This window comes from Myroides odoratus (assembly GCF_001549985.1).
GTDB classification, from domain to species: domain Bacteria; phylum Bacteroidota; class Bacteroidia; order Flavobacteriales; family Flavobacteriaceae; genus Flavobacterium; species Flavobacterium odoratum_A.
Genome location: NZ_LROZ01000005.1, coordinates 143,986 through 158,671, shown reverse-complemented (window position 1 = coordinate 158,671; position 14,686 = coordinate 143,986). Strand labels below are relative to the sequence as shown.

Genomic DNA, 14,686 nt, shown 5'->3' with positions numbered 1-14,686 from the left:
CTAATTACTTAAAAGGAGAGAGGTTAATATATAGTTTGTTAGGATAATAGCCACACTGGTCCATACGAAAGCAGTTGTACTTGCTTTTCCTACTTCTAGTGCACCACCTTTCATGTAGTATCCAAAGTAAGAAGGAATAGTTGCTAATAAAAAACCAAAAAGAGTCGTTTTAATAAACGCATAGGTAATGTGAAATGGAATAAAGCTATCTTGTAATCCAGTGATGAATTGTTCTGAAGATACAAAATTACCCATAACACCACCGAACCATCCACCTAAAACACCTAGGAACATACTGATACCAATAACAAAAGGATATAACAAAACAGCGACCATTTTAGGGAAAACAAGGTAGTTCAATGAACTAACTCCCATGACCTCTAAGGCATCAATTTGTTCCGTAACACGCATGGTTCCAATACTCGATGTGATAAAAGATCCCATTTTTCCCGCCATAATGATGGAGATGAAAGTTGGAGCAAATTCTAAGATAACCGATTGTCTAGTTGCGAATCCGATAAGATATTTAGGAATTAAGGGATTGGTTAAGTTTAAGGCAGTTTGAATTGCAACAACACCTCCAACGAAAAAAGATAAGAAACAAACAATACCCAAAGATCCAATAATTAAATCGTCTATTTCTTTGAAGATGAGTTCCTTCATTACTTTCCACTTAGTCATTTTGCTAAAAATTTCTTTTAGCATAATAAAGTACTGACCAATATTTGTTAATCCAGTTTTTATCATAAAAAATAAATATCGGCTAAATTACCAATTACAAATGAGTTTTTAGGTTTATAAGGTCAAAAAATGTACTAAAACAACTTGGACTTTATTTTAGCCCAACGGTATTGACGAATAAATTTTCCTTGTTCTTCTGTGACTAAATAGGGTTCTTGCTTTGCTTTTGCTTTAAAATACCCTTTGATATAATCGAGAAACAACAACGGTTTTCCTTTTTTAGAGGCTAATTTTAAACTAGCGATAAGCGTTATCAATAAACCGTAGTGTAGGCGATAAAAGGCTTCTCCCTGTTTATAACGTGCAGTTTGATCGTATTGTGCCCCTGTTGGTTTGAGATGTTTGATTTGTAAATCTTGGCGCACAAGGATTTCCCACTGATAATATCGGCAGAGTAATTCATCAACGGTATCCCATCCCATGGCTGGTTTGAGTCCCCCAATTTGTTGAAAACAAGCCTTTCGGTAGGCTTTGAATGCGCCGCGAATATGGTCTTTATCCGTTAAGTTTTCGACAACCCAATGGTTGTTTTTCTCTATTAATGCAATACCTCCAGCCATACCGAGTTTAGGATTGTCTATAAAGGCTGCTAGGATAGAAGCAAAATAATCAGGAGGAAGAATTAAATCTGCATCCAATTTTACAATGATATCATAAGTTATAGATTCAGGTAGAAGGGATAAGCCATAATTGAAGGCTTGCACTACTTTACTTCCTGGTAAATGAATGGCTGCTGAAGATTTAGTGGTTAAGTGTAACCAAGGATATTGAGCGGTAAATGTTTCTACAAGTGCTGCTGTTTGATCCGTTGAATTATCATTGACTACAAGAACCCATTCCGGAAGTACGGTTTGAGCCGCTAAACTGTGCAACGTCTTTGCAATATAAGAGGCTTCATTGTAAGCGGGAATAATAACAATATACTTCATGGAATAAGACATTTACAACTGCCACTTTTTTTAAAATGAAAACTTTTAGCATGCAGTCACACAAAAATATAAAAAAATGTAGTTAAGCATCGAATAGCCAGTATATTTGTAGATACAAATCAAGGAAATAAGTACAATGGGGAATGGTATTTCAACCAAACAAGCTTTTTTATTTACGCTAATTAATTATTTAGGCGTATTGATTGGCGTTGTTTCAACGATTTTAATCTACCCTCAAGATAAAGAAATGCTAGGGATTATTCGTTTTGTTGATGCCTGTGCTCAAATTATGTATCCTATCATCGTTTTGGGAAGTACCCATGCCTTGATTAATTTCTATCCCCAATTGACCGAAAAATTACAGCATAAACTCTTTAGTTATAGCTTGATTTCTTTGGCAAAATTGGCTGGTTGGGTCGGAATTTCTTTACTTGTTATTCGATTTTTTTACGCAGATGCTTCGTTTAACTATGTAGCTTTTGCCTTTCCATTAGCTATTGCAATGGCTTATATCGAGTTGTTCCGCAGGCAAGCGACAAACCTGCAAAAGATATCCTTTCCTACTTTCTTTGAGAAGATTATTCCCAAAATTACATTACCCAGTATCTTTTTGTTAGCGCTGTATACCACAACGACGATTGATCAAGGTTTAGTGTTGTATATTGTAAGTTATGGGCTAATCACTGCGGTGATAGGAATCTATATTTATAAGTTATATCCTTATCACCTGAGCAAAAACTATGAGGACTTATTCGATAAGGTAAAGAAAAAGGACTATTACGCCTATAGTTTATTTGCTTTTGCGGGGAGTTTTGGTTCTTTTTTTGCGTTTCGCGTGGATTCGTTGATGATTCCGTATTTCATTTCGTATGAGGCGAATGGAACCTATAATATTGGGGTAACTTTAGCTTCCACCTTAGCAATTCCAGCTACAGGTGTCTTTGCTTTGTATGCTCCTGTTATTTCAGATTTAATTAAAAATGTACAGCTCAAAAAACTCAATGAGAAATACAAAGAAGTAGCCCGTGTAATGTTTTTTATCGGAATGTTGTTGTTCTCTTGTGTAGCAGTGGGGATTGATCCGTTATTTCGTGTCTTGCCCACCTATGATAAATTAGCAGCTTCTATTCCAATTATCTATTTGTTAGGGGTCAATGGGGTAATTAATATGTCGACAGGATTTAATTCAGAGATTATTTCCTATTCCAAATACTACCGTTTTAATTTAATTTCTATTCTGTTTTTAATGGTGCTGAATGTCGGTATGAATCTGTGGTTTTTGACTCAAACTGATTTTGGTATTTTTGGTGTTGGGTTAGCTTCATTAATTAGTTTAACCCTGTTTAATGTAGGAAAGGTCATTTACATCTACTTAAAAATGAAACTATGGCCTTTTGATTTACAGTTTGGCAAGTTATTCCTTTCTATGTTATTGGTGTTGGGGATTGGGTTTTATATCCCCGTTCTCAATCACAGCTATTTGCTTACGTTAGTTGTTCGCGTGGGATTTGTCTTGCTTTGTGGCGGGGTTTTAATTTTTAAAACGCCGTGGGTATTTTTAATCCAACAGCGTTTTATTTTATTGTTGAAGCGTTATTGGCATTAATGCTCTGGAATTTCCTTTTTCTTTATTTTCGTCAGTAATAAGATGGTGAAAATAATACAACTACTACCTAACCAATCTAGAAATTCAAATTGAACTCCGAAGTAAAAAACGGCAATTAAGGTTGCTGATAAAGGCTCAGCACAAGCGAGTAAACTGGCGCGTTGTGGACCAATATTGTTGATGGCATCTAAGAAGATATAGAAGGAAATTAAGGTTCCAAATAGAATAATAAAAGCAACGGCCCAAAAGGTTTCCATATCCCATATTCCAGGAAAATGCGTAGGTGGATATACAATTGCCATGCCCGTACCTGCAATTAACATACTCCATCCAATGATGACAATAGGGCTGTATTCTTTTAATAGGTGTACGGGTAAAATCGTGTAAGCTGCCAGTGCAAGGGCAGAGATAATTCCCCAAATTAAAGCTGTAGGGGTAATCGTTAAACTATTGATATCTCCGTGTGTAACCAATAAAAAGGTACCTAACATAGCTAAACCAATCGCTAATATTTCAATAGGCTTGGGCCACTTTCTCAAGCGAAGGGCTAAGTAAATAGCAATAAAAACAGGACCAATATATTGAAGTACGGTAGCTGTTGCTGCATTCGAGTGAAAGATGGTAATAAAGTAAGAGTATTGTACTAATAACATACCCAAAAAACTAAAGACAATCAATTGAGAGGCATGTTTTTTATTTTTCCAGATATGCCATACATCTTTATCGCCTTTTAGGATACCTAATGAAAGCATAATGCTACCTGAAATTAGAAGTCGAACAGTAACTAGCCATTCCGCATTAAAATGTTTCTCATTGAACAAAAATTGAGCAAATGCTCCCGATACACCCCAAAGTGCAGCAGCAAAGATAGCTGCTGAAAAACCTAGAAACTTATTGTTTAGTCCCATAATAGGTAATACAAATTATTTAGATGATAAAACCGCTTCCTTCAAGCTGAGGGAAGCGGCGGCAAAGGTACATATTTCGATGGAAATTGACTTCTTTTTTTAGGGTTGACTAGTGTGTTTTTTTATTGAGTTGAACGATGTACAAAATCAAGAATAAAAGACAAAGAATCAGTGCGGTATAACGAGTACTCAATTGAAATTGAGTATTGATGGCTCCAGACGATGAAATGATGAAACTGGTTAAAGAGGTAATGACATAGGTTAATCCCCCCATCAAGCCTCCTGCTGTTCCTGAATTATTGGGAAAAGCTAACATCGTAGAGGTGAAAAAATTGTTGAATAAGGTACCTGAACAGATATGGATGAAGAATAAACCAACCATCAAAAGGTATAAGTTGTCAATGTAATAGCTCGTTGCTAATAAAACAAGAGACAAGACCAACTGGATATAAATTGGTCGTGTGGTGCGCTGCTCAAAAGAGAGGTGCATTCTTCTTTTGCCAATAAGTCCTCCTAACATCCAAGAAAATCCCAAGAGCAAGGTACAGTAGCCAATGACGATGGAATTTTGATTGAAGGTATTTTCAATTAAAAATGGACCTGCAATATTGAAAATCATCACGATGGAGTAACTCATACCAAGAATAAATATACCCATGATAAAGTTTTGGTTGCTCAACATGGTTTTGTACACCTGAAGGGTTTGGCTCAAGTTGAATTTTTTCTTTTCTGGAATACTTTCACCACTGATGGCAAGATCTAAAACAAAAAGTAGTAAAGCATAAATCGAAAGAAAATAAAAATTGGCATGCCAAGAAAACATAGCATCGAGGTATCCACCTAAGAAAGGAGCAAGAATGGGGCCACAGGACCAAACGACAGTGAAATAACTCAAGTAATGGACCCGTTGTTTTTCTTCGTAGATATCCATGAAAATGGCTCGAGTTGCTACAACTAAAATAGAAATAGCAATTCCTTGAATAATGCGCAACAGGCAAATCAAGAAAATATCATTTGTAAGCGCGATTAACGTACTGGATAAAGCAATAAAAAGCAACGCAATTAAACGGGGTTTATAACGTCCAATACTATCGAGAACACTACCAACAAAGAGTTGTGAAATACCATAACTCAATAAATAGCAGGTTAAAGTAAGTTGTACTTCTTTTTCTGTAATGGCTAAATCATTTGCCATGGAAGGAAAAGAAGGTAAGTAGATGTCCGTTACAAATCCAGATAGGGGAATTGAACTAAAAGCCAGAATAGTTGCTAGCTTTTTTCTTTGGTTTGTAGCTTCTCTAAGCATAAAGTGAATTGTTGTTTTATGGACACAAAAGTAAAAGAACAACGCAGCAGCTATCTTAAAAAAGACAAAGATATAATTGTATAAATCAAAGAATTTTAATTGTGGTTCCTAAATTGTAAAGGAGTTTGTTCGAGGTGTTTTTTAAAGAAATGCGTAAAATGAGAAGGTTGATCAAAACCGAGCGTATAGCCCACTTGTGCAATATCCCAATCTGTGTTGATGAGTAAATTTTTTGCCTCTAATAAAATGCGATCTATAATGTGTTGTGACGTTGTTTTTCCGGTTGCAGACTTGATGGAGGAATTCAAGTGATTCACATGTACATTGAGTTTCTTAGCATAATCAATAGGGCGACGTAATGCAAGTGGATAAGCAGGGGAGTCTAAGGGGAATTGTTTGTTCAATAGCTGATCAAACAGGCGAAATAGACGCATAGATGCATTTTGTTCCTCGAGGGAAATATCTTCTACTTTAAGTTGTAAAGCTTGATGAAGCAACAGGGATAATAGATTTCGAATTACCTCGTATTTTAACGGATAATCGGACTGTGCCATGGTATACATTTGCTGAAAATAGGTATGCGCAATATCCAATTGAGCCGGAGTTAAAAAGATTAACGGTTTGCCCCATTCTTTGAATAAAGACGTCTTTTTAAAGGATTCTAAATTTCTGTTTTCTGTAAAAAACTCGTAATTGAATAAGCAAAAATACCCTTCTTGTTTTTTTTCAATACACGTCCAAGAGTATGGTGTTGTTGGACAAGGTAAAAACAGCGCAGGTCGGTCAATCGTGATGGAATGCGTACCATAATGCAATTCCCCTCGACCAATGATTAGTCCTACTTTATAAAAATCACGACGATTATAAGGCGTTGTAAAACTACAATATTTGCGCATATTGATATTAAAATGCGAGGTCCCTGTCTTGTATTCGTTAATACTAAACGCATAATTTTGAGAAAGAGAAGAGGAAGATCTCTCTTTGTAATAATCAGCAATGGTTTCTAAATCTTTACTCATGAAGGATGATATTTGAGGAGGTAAAATTACAAAAATCAAATAAAATTAAGAAATAAGAATAGCATTAACAGTTCAATAAGAAACCTACACGATTAGAGAGGTTTGACTTTCCATGGACCTCCTTTTTCTCAAATCATCGATAAAAATAGTGAATTTGCATTTTTTTTCCATACGCTGTATTTTAAGAATTGAGGTGAAATAATTTCATTTTATGGGTTATTTTGATTTAATCTTAACGTTTTTCTGATTTGGATTGTATTTCGTTGGACGTATTTGTTCTAATTTTTGTAAAACTATATTAATCAAGGAGTTGATTCTGGGAAGAGTTTTTAAAAGTGGAATGTTTTTTGTGAGTATAGGATTGCGAATGGATTGAATGTTTTTTAGTCATAGAACAAGTAGCATTTAGATTGATTCTTATGGTAAAAGTTAGCTCAGATAAAGGGGAAATTAATTTCAAATTTTATAAAAATGGATAAATTAGTTAAAGTATTGGTGCTTGTAACCACCTTGGGACTTGTATTGAATTTGTTTGATTTTTTTAGTTATCGTCATGCAGATTTAGTTTGTTATGCACTCTTAATTTTAAGTGGAGTATATTTTCTAGTTAAGAAATATCGGTTTAGAGATGAGTCGAATGGTTAAGGATACTCCATCCATCGAGTAGCGAGTATTTTCAAATATTACATTCACAAATCAATTTATTTTATATTTTTTCGTTATAATATCAAGTATTTTAAAGGATGACTAGGTAAGCGTATTTCTTTTTTGCTTACTTTTATTTTATCGCTAGGGAAAAAGCAATTAGATTCTCCCATTTTTACCAGTACACATAGCGGTTACTGTCAATAGACAGTTTTCTATTCGATATCAAATAGTTTTGCTCAACTACGTTAGTTGCAGATATAGCTCTTGCACTTTGTAGTTTATCTATCTCCCAATCAGAGCAATCGTTGATATCATTTACACCAAAAAAAACAATATTTCGTTCAGCCAATTCATTGTGTTTGCTCTGTTATAGGGTGTTTATCATTTTTGGCTCATCGTAAACAATAACAATTGAAGAGGTTAACCTCGAACTAGTATCTTGATCAAGAAAAGACCAAGACTCACAAGTAATGTCTTAAAACTAGGCTTGTATTTAATCAACTAAATTTTATTACACATGAAACAATTAGAACTTACAATTGAAACAATTGAAACAAAAGAAGTATCCTCTTTAGGTATCCCAATGTCTCAGGAAATGGATGTTTATGCTTGTTGCAGTTGCTGCTGTTGCTGTTAGTAACTCAAATTAGTAATATCAATTGAAAGATTGGTATTACTAGTTTTTAAATTATGTCTTTATGAAAAAGAAAAAATGGAAAATTATTCAAACGAATTCCAAGGAATATATCTTAATGTCTGATTCTAATTCCATCAAGAAGATTACAGGTAAAGATGCTCCTGATATGATTGCCGTTCTTGCATTAGTACAAGAACAACTGCCTATTCCGCCAGATTTACTTCTTTCCGATACCGCTATCTTACCGCAAAATAGAGTAGAAGAGCTGCTTTCTTGGTTGACGCTACATCAATTTGTAATACCTAATATGGAACTAAATACACCTTTATATCTAGATATTATTGGTGAGTTTGGAACTGATTTAACCTTATTGGATGCGTTTATTACGGGTTTACCAGAACAAATTAAGGTTTCAACTGTTTATAATCTATCGCGGGAGGAACAGCCTGTGTTTCAATCTTCGGAACATCCCGTTGCATTAACACTCCTTATAGGACCTTATTTTTACAATACAACTACGATTCAACAGATAAGTGCGTGGCAACAAACGAAATCTTCTGATTTTTTATTTGTCGAACTATATGAGAATGGTTTATTGTTAGGTCCTTTGATGAATAGTCATAAAGGAACGGTTTGCCTCAATTGCATTGAAACTAGAAAAATATTCAATACCACTGCCCCAGATGTACTTATTGATCATCTTTGGGATATAGAAAGGGTTAAAGATCATGCGCTGTCTGTACTAGAAATAGGAGCCTTTACAATTAATGTCGCTTTGCTCTACAATGAACTGTATAAGGTTATGGTTCAATGCGATAAATCGCTGTATAACAAAGCTGTATTTATTGATTTTAATCGGTATCACAACCAGTATTTCTCTGTGTTAAGTTCTCCTTCTTGTGAATTTTGTGTGAACCTTGCTATTTACAATCCACTATGATGCGTACGTTACATGGAGCCTTTGGTTTTTTGAATAAGCCCCAATTAAAGGTACCTCGAAATTTGTATCTACCTCGAGATCTACGTGAAAGGGTCTGTTTTTCGGATCACTTACATGTGATGCAAAACAATAGGACAAGTATTCACGGTGGAGGGATTGCTTTTAGTGAAAGGGAAGCGGATTTAGCAGCATTGGGAGAGTATATGGAACGGTATGCGTCTAGTTTTCAGCTGAAGCATCAATTGTGCTATGGTTCGTATGAGGAGTTAAAACACACCCGCCCTTGTTATCCTCCCCATCGTATTCGTTATTTTACTGAAACGCAATATCGCAATCCCAATTTTAAACTTCATCGTTTACAAGAAACTAGTCCGACACATTGGATTAAGGCATGTAATTATATTACACAAGAAGAGATTTGGTTGCCTTTTTTTATGGTAAATGTTGAAAATATTAAAGGAGATGGATTGTACCACAAAAATACTTCTACCGGGACCGCCTCTCACACTAAGGTAGCACAAGCTATTCAAGGAGGATTATTAGAATGTATAGAACGGGATGCTTTTGCTACGTTTTGGTACTTTCAACATCGACTTCAATATAAGAAATATGCACAGGCTTTTATTCTTGAAAAGTTTAAGTCAGACCAGCAAATTCAGCAGTTGTTTGCAACTAACAGGGTGAAAATTACAACCTATGACCTAAGTGAATATGCTTTTTGTCCAACTTTTGTGGTTTTTATTTTGTTTAAAAAGGGAGATACAGTATTCCAAAGCGTAGGATCGGCGACTCGATTAAACAAAAAAGAAGCCTTGGTGAAAGCCGCAATTGAAGCATACCAAGGCATCGAGTATACTGCTTTTGCCTGTGAACAATATAAGGAAGTGCTTACCCAAGAAAAAATAGAGGCTTTTGATTTCTCGGAGATTGACTCGTTTAAGAAACACTATGCACTGTATAATCTTTATCCCGCCTTGGTACAACAGGTTCCTATTCTCCAAGATGTACGAAGTGAGACAAATTATGCCACAACTTGGGAAGCGTATCACCCGCATCATCTGGTGAATCTCACTGCCCCTGAATTGATAAAAAAGGGAATAGATGAGGTGTATTATGCGCGTTTGAGTACGATAGATACGTTACAATTAGGATTTGAAGTGGTCAAAATTGTCACACCTCAACTTAGTTTGTTGACTGGAGATTTTAATTACCCTTATTTGGGAGGATTTGATTCACATGAAGATTTATTTACTTCTTTTCCTCATCCTTTTCCCTAAAAAAAACAAGACAATGAAAACAAAACAACTCATAAAAATTAATGTATTACTCAGTATGGTTTGTATTCAGGTATGTTGTAGCCATACCCCTCAAAATAAGAAGGATAAAGAACCTGTCTCAGGGACTTTATCTGAGGAATACTGGGACAGAATAGCATCCAATACTGCTGTCAAACAAACCTATCAAGTTCGAATAGATCGCATTGTTGAACAGCTGTTTAAGGATAAAAAAATGCAGGCTGTTGAGGAGGAATTGAAAAATATTGCCCAAGTGCATACTGATTTTTATGCGATGTATTGGAAAGCGTATTTACTCTACTATACGGCTGTTTATTATAAAATGATAGTAGCTGATGAAGGAAAAGCAACGGAAGCTATAGCTGAATCACTGGCAGTAATACGCGAAAAAGAATATGAAAACTCAGAATATTATGCGCTATTGGCTCAAGCTACTTCTTTTTCCATTCAATTTGCCAATATTATGCAATTGGCAAAAATATCGATGGCTGTAGAAACTGCAGCTCAAAAGGCGTTGGCACTCAACAAAGATAACCTCCGAGCTTATCTTGTATTAGCCTCGCATAACTTCCATACACCAAAAATGTTTGGAGGTATGCAAAAAGTAGAAACCTATGCCGTGGAAGGGTTAGCTTGTCCTGATGCTTTGACATCAGAGGATTATGCACCTACTTGGGGACGAAATCAACTGTATCAGTTGTTGCTTCAATACTATAAACAAGAAGGTAAGCAGACACAGTTGGAAGAACTTCGAATAAAATACGACCTTAATTTATCACACAAATGACACAAGAAGAGCTATTAAATGTATTATCGGAGCATCGGATAAGTGAGGGGACCTTAGACTTTTTGGATAGTATAAAGTTTAAAAAATACGACAGGGAGTCTTTGGATAAATTTAAGCGGATTGCTTATATTAATAAGAACCCGAAGTTGATGAAGAAAATACTTGAATCTCAGTATGAAATGGGATTCTGTACCACGTATGCGTTGGATACAAACATGCATTGTTCGGATTGGGCGAGGAGTTTAGTTCAATTGAATCAACGCAGAAAAAGTGTACGTAAATTTGCTGAGGTTCCACTTTCTTTGGCTGATATTAGTGCGTTTTTTCAGTTGTGTTACACGTTAACAGGACAAGAAGAATTGAATTTGGATGGAACAAAACTCATGCGAAAGAGGAGAAACATTGCCTCCGGTGGTTCGTTATATCCTACAGAACTCTACCTAATCAATCATCATATCAATGAACTCCCCTTAGGAGTATATCGCTATAATGTATTTCACTTCAATTTAGAGTTGATTACAACCTTTGACACCCCCGCAGATTGGGCGAATTTTTATGAGATTATCATGAAAACACCAGCTGCTTCTATTGATTTTGAACGAGCTTCTGCCTTTGTGGTTTTTACTTCGATTTTAAACAAGCATTCCTTTAAATATCAGGATTTTGGTGTGGCTCTATCCCTTGTTGAGGTGGGAGCTTGTATACATGCTGCTTACTTAGCTGCAGCTGCCCTAGATTTAGGATGTTGTGCGTTTGGTGGATTTCTCAATAAGGAGATGCATCAGTTGTTAGCATTGAAAAATACGCTGCATCAACCCTTGTTTTGTATGGCTATTGGACACCAACTTAAACCAGAATTATGAAGTTAAATCACATTATTTGCATAGAAGAGCAACAAAATGATTTGCTTTTAAAAATTAAAGATGCGGATCATTTGGTGAAACTATCTAAACTTGAATATGCCATTATCTCTTACTACTGCCAAGTGTTAAACAAGAAAGCCGTTATTGTTTTTTTTAGTACACAAGTAGCAATAGGAGAGGAGCAATTGGATTTGCTGTTAGAGTTGGCGGTACAAACGAAAATTATTGTTCCAGAAGAAGGGAAAAAGCATCCCTACATCGTGCAGTTGCGACTGAAGAGGCGAAAAGCTATACTTGAATTATTTTCATTGGATTTTACAGGTACCATGTTGGAGCGTCTCTTTGAAAAAAAGAAGCTGCTTCTCGCGTTCGTTATTCTGGGAATTGGTTTGTCTGTAGGCGCATTAGTTTACTTAAATAGTTATCTTATAGCATTTGTAGAAAATTACAAGGCAACGCTATATTTGGTACCTTATTCGTTGAAGCAATTGATTGCTTTTATTTATATTGGAGCGTTCTGTAGTATTGTTATACATGAATGGGGACATTATTTATTTTATAAATTATATGGTGGCAAATGTTCTATTTTTGGAATTGGATTACTGCTTTATATGATTCCTGTATTTTATGCTAGATTGTATATCCAACAAATTCCAAAGAAGAAACACCGCTTGGTAACGTATGCAGGAGGAGCTATTTTTGACGGTATAACGGTACTGTTCCTACTTGTGGGAACGGTCGTTTGGAAGGATACTCATCCCACTCTTGCCTTTATAGGTTATGCGATGCTTATTTCCATAGGTATACGATCGATGTTTAATGTAAATGTATTTCTTCCTTATACGGATGGTTACTTTATACTCAACGAGTTGGTGGGTAAGGAAAGTCTTTGGCAGGAATCTTATTCCGTTTTTAAACGTTTTTTCGAAGAAAAAATAACGGGTAGGCGATTGTTGTTGTGTTTATACTTTTTACTCAGTTGTCTAGCAGTCGTTGTCGCCTGGTCTTGTTTTGCTATTCCCCTGTTTTTGTTGTTGATGTATGCCTTTTCCTTTTAAATGTTTAGGGCTAGTTTTTAGCTTTAGTATCGTCTCTACATTGGCCTATACACAAGAAAGAGAACAGGACTCTACAAGGCAAGCACTACATGAAATTGTTATTGTGAGACAAGACCCCATAGCAGAAAAATTTTCAAGTAGCAAGATGAACCGATTGGATATTTATTTTAATCCAGCTTCAAGCGGTGATCCACTAAAAGCGATTAATCTTCTGCCTATGTCTACTTCTAGTTCAGAAACCGCCAATCCTGTACTTCGAGGAGGATTAGCCGATCAATCCAAGGTATATTTGAATGGAGCACCTATTGTGAACCCCGTGCGAAATACGCAAGATAATGGTCTAGGTAATTTTTCTATTTTCAATGCGGAGATGCTTGATAAGCAATATGTCTATGCTAGTAATCCTCCATTAAATTACGGTAATGCTACTGCGGGAATCGTGGAAATAGAAACGACAAAACAACTGGAAGAGGATTCGTATCAAGTGGCTCTGGGGTTATCGAACCTGGGGCTACAAGTCCATAAAAAACTAGGCAAAACGGCTTTTGTTCAGTATTATGCCAATCTTCAGTTTTCGGATGCTTTGCAAGTGATTAACCCCAATAGTTTGAAAGATTTGCATCGGTTTGAGTCGAAAGATATGGGGTTGCATTTTCGAATGAATCTGACAAAGAATATGAGCTTTACGAGTTACAGCTATTACATTGATGAAGGGTATGAATCCCAAAACTATCGCTTGCAGTATACAGGAGAGGCTGTTGCGAAGCAAAAGCGTTTTTTTACTATTCAATCTTTGGAATATGCTCAGACACATTCTATTGTTAAATTGACTGCCTTAGTGGACCAAAGTGCTAGGGCTTATACTTTTGCAACGATAGATGCTAAATCGAATGCTACTCAATATTTTTTAACTGCTTCACACAAGTATAAATTAGCTTACGGTTGGCAGGTACAATATGGGGTGGATTTTTCGACCACACAGTATGAGAATCGAGAACAACGACCTCAGTTTTTTTATGCTATGCATCCACAGCATCCTGTGGTTCACGATAAAACAACCAAGCAATTTACCTATACGGAAACATATGGGTTTACAACATATAAATTTGCCAATGACTTAGGTGTTTCCTTGGGGATGCGAAAAAGTATTTTTGCACCAAGTGGTTCATTTGATTTTTTAAGCACACAAGGGGCTGCTTTTTACAAGATGAATCCACAACATCGCTTTATTTTTGGCCTGGGCAATTACCATAGCTATTCCACACCGAATTATTTTAATTCCACTGTAAGCTTATTGAACAGCAAACAGATAGCTTTAGATTACTACTATGAAAATACACAAACAACAATAACAGGTGCGGTGTATTACAAAAAAGATCGAGGACATTTAGCGCTATCCGCTTTGGAGGAACTTGCGCAGCGACACCTCATTGGAACGGAGTGGTCTTATACGCATTATTTTGGACGCTATTTCTCCTTGGTGGCATCTAATACGCTGTTACATCAAACGGAATATATCAACAAGAGCCCTCATAAACGATGGATGTATTTTTTTAAAACACAATGGACTTATAATCATCCGAAGTATTTTACTGCATCCTTAGTGGGAACGACTCACCCTGGGAGTTCTTATATGGCAGTAAAAACTGCTATTTGGGATACAGAACAATCGGTATTTATTCCTGTGGTAGAGCCAAATACCAGTGCGCATTTGAACTCATATTTTAGAGTGGATTTTACCATCAATAAGATTGTTCCTATTCGACGTTCTTATGTGGTTGTCTATGCCTCTATTATCAATGTATTGAATCGGAAAAATGAACAAAAACCGTATTATTCAGCAGATTATACCCACGTATATTTTCAACATTTTCAACGAAGGGTTTTTTATTTTGGTTTACAATTTAAATTGTAAATCTGCTTGTATTGCATCACAAAATTACGTGAAA

Annotated in this window: 13 protein-coding genes; 8 read left to right on the top strand and 5 right to left on the bottom strand. The window is 35.9% G+C overall.

Going from position 1 to position 14,686, the window contains the following annotated elements:
• Together AWV75_RS07580 and AWV75_RS07575 are read right to left on the bottom strand one after the other, a co-directional pair.
• On the bottom strand, window positions 1–747 hold the full coding sequence (locus tag AWV75_RS07580; RefSeq protein ID WP_002986928.1) for an MlaE family ABC transporter permease: 747 nt from the start codon (window positions 745–747) through the stop codon (window positions 1–3).
• 68 nt (window positions 748–815) lie between these two features.
• Window positions 816–1,670: a glycosyltransferase family 2 protein gene (locus AWV75_RS07575; protein WP_060873807.1), complete on the bottom strand. Its 855-nt coding sequence runs from the start codon at window positions 1,668–1,670 to the stop codon at window positions 816–818.
• Between the two features lie 136 nt (window positions 1,671–1,806).
• Here AWV75_RS07575 and AWV75_RS07570 point away from each other — a divergent pair, with 136 nt between their 5' ends.
• Window positions 1,807–3,276: a lipopolysaccharide biosynthesis protein gene (locus tag AWV75_RS07570; RefSeq protein ID WP_060873806.1), complete on the top strand. Its 1,470-nt coding sequence runs from the start codon at window positions 1,807–1,809 to the stop codon at window positions 3,274–3,276.
• Here AWV75_RS07570 and AWV75_RS07565 read toward each other — a convergent pair.
• From AWV75_RS07565 to AWV75_RS07555, 3 genes are all read right to left on the bottom strand, one after another.
• Window positions 3,273–4,184, bottom strand: a complete 912-nt coding sequence (locus tag AWV75_RS07565; protein WP_060873805.1) for a DMT family transporter — start codon at window positions 4,182–4,184, stop codon at window positions 3,273–3,275. The two genes, AWV75_RS07570 and AWV75_RS07565, sit on opposite strands and share 4 nt — an antisense overlap.
• A 109-nt stretch (window positions 4,185–4,293) precedes the next feature.
• A complete protein-coding gene (locus tag AWV75_RS07560) occupies window positions 4,294–5,490 on the bottom strand; it encodes an MFS transporter (RefSeq protein ID WP_060873804.1) in 1,197 nt (398 codons plus the stop codon).
• A 95-nt stretch (window positions 5,491–5,585) separates the two neighbouring features.
• A complete protein-coding gene (locus AWV75_RS07555; RefSeq protein ID WP_060873803.1) occupies window positions 5,586–6,509 on the bottom strand; it encodes a helix-turn-helix domain-containing protein in 924 nt (307 codons plus the stop codon).
• A gap of 471 nt (window positions 6,510–6,980) precedes the next feature.
• Between AWV75_RS07555 and AWV75_RS18860 the strand changes: the two genes are divergently transcribed.
• From AWV75_RS18860 to AWV75_RS07525, 7 genes are all read left to right on the top strand, one after another.
• Window positions 6,981–7,154 carry a hypothetical protein gene (locus AWV75_RS18860; RefSeq protein WP_197429564.1) on the top strand — a complete coding sequence of 58 codons (174 nt, stop codon included), beginning with the start codon at window positions 6,981–6,983 and terminating at the stop codon, window positions 7,152–7,154.
• A 701-nt stretch (window positions 7,155–7,855) separates the two neighbouring features.
• Window positions 7,856–8,734, top strand: a complete 879-nt coding sequence (locus tag AWV75_RS07550) for a hypothetical protein (RefSeq protein WP_060873802.1) — start codon at window positions 7,856–7,858, stop codon at window positions 8,732–8,734.
• A gap of 119 nt (window positions 8,735–8,853) precedes the next feature.
• The gene (locus tag AWV75_RS07545) at window positions 8,854–10,011 is read left to right on the top strand and encodes a YcaO-like family protein (protein ID WP_231738050.1); all 1,158 of its coding nucleotides are present in this window, start codon (window positions 8,854–8,856) and stop codon (window positions 10,009–10,011) included.
• 13 nt (window positions 10,012–10,024) lie between these two features.
• The gene (locus AWV75_RS07540; RefSeq protein WP_060873800.1) at window positions 10,025–10,816 is read left to right on the top strand and encodes a hypothetical protein; all 792 of its coding nucleotides are present in this window, start codon (window positions 10,025–10,027) and stop codon (window positions 10,814–10,816) included.
• The gene (locus AWV75_RS07535; RefSeq protein ID WP_060873799.1) at window positions 10,813–11,679 is read left to right on the top strand and encodes a SagB/ThcOx family dehydrogenase; all 867 of its coding nucleotides are present in this window, start codon (window positions 10,813–10,815) and stop codon (window positions 11,677–11,679) included. The genes AWV75_RS07540 and AWV75_RS07535 overlap by 4 nt, the downstream gene beginning before the upstream one ends.
• Window positions 11,676–12,737 carry a hypothetical protein gene (locus AWV75_RS07530; protein ID WP_060873798.1) on the top strand — a complete coding sequence of 354 codons (1,062 nt, stop codon included), beginning with the start codon at window positions 11,676–11,678 and terminating at the stop codon, window positions 12,735–12,737. Before AWV75_RS07535 ends, AWV75_RS07530 begins: the two co-directional genes overlap by 4 nt.
• Entirely contained in the window at window positions 12,721–14,652 is a 1,932-nt protein-coding gene (locus AWV75_RS07525; protein WP_060873797.1) for a hypothetical protein, read from the top strand. The genes AWV75_RS07530 and AWV75_RS07525 overlap by 17 nt, the downstream gene beginning before the upstream one ends.
• Window positions 14,653–14,686: the final 34 nt, after the last annotated feature.

What these genes read in the sequence shown, in the direction of transcription:
- AWV75_RS07580 (WP_002986928.1), bottom strand. Translation starts at nt 747, where the DNA reads ATGATAAAAACTGGATTAACAAATATTGGTCAGTACTTTATTATGCTA.
- AWV75_RS07575 (WP_060873807.1), bottom strand. Translation starts at nt 1,670, where the DNA reads ATGAAGTATATTGTTATTATTCCCGCTTACAATGAAGCCTCTTATATT.
- AWV75_RS07570 (WP_060873806.1), top strand. Translation starts at nt 1,807, where the DNA reads ATGGGGAATGGTATTTCAACCAAACAAGCTTTTTTATTTACGCTAATT.
- AWV75_RS07565 (WP_060873805.1), bottom strand. Translation starts at nt 4,184, where the DNA reads ATGGGACTAAACAATAAGTTTCTAGGTTTTTCAGCAGCTATCTTTGCT.
- AWV75_RS07560 (WP_060873804.1), bottom strand. Translation starts at nt 5,490, where the DNA reads ATGCTTAGAGAAGCTACAAACCAAAGAAAAAAGCTAGCAACTATTCTG.
- AWV75_RS07555 (WP_060873803.1), bottom strand. Translation starts at nt 6,509, where the DNA reads ATGAGTAAAGATTTAGAAACCATTGCTGATTATTACAAAGAGAGATCT.
- AWV75_RS18860 (WP_197429564.1), top strand. Translation starts at nt 6,981, where the DNA reads ATGGATAAATTAGTTAAAGTATTGGTGCTTGTAACCACCTTGGGACTT.
- AWV75_RS07550 (WP_060873802.1), top strand. Translation starts at nt 7,856, where the DNA reads ATGAAAAAGAAAAAATGGAAAATTATTCAAACGAATTCCAAGGAATAT.
- AWV75_RS07545 (WP_231738050.1), top strand. Translation starts at nt 8,854, where the DNA reads ATGCAAAACAATAGGACAAGTATTCACGGTGGAGGGATTGCTTTTAGT.
- AWV75_RS07540 (WP_060873800.1), top strand. Translation starts at nt 10,025, where the DNA reads ATGAAAACAAAACAACTCATAAAAATTAATGTATTACTCAGTATGGTT.
- AWV75_RS07535 (WP_060873799.1), top strand. Translation starts at nt 10,813, where the DNA reads ATGACACAAGAAGAGCTATTAAATGTATTATCGGAGCATCGGATAAGT.
- AWV75_RS07530 (WP_060873798.1), top strand. Translation starts at nt 11,676, where the DNA reads ATGAAGTTAAATCACATTATTTGCATAGAAGAGCAACAAAATGATTTG.
- AWV75_RS07525 (WP_060873797.1), top strand. Translation starts at nt 12,721, where the DNA reads ATGCCTTTTCCTTTTAAATGTTTAGGGCTAGTTTTTAGCTTTAGTATC.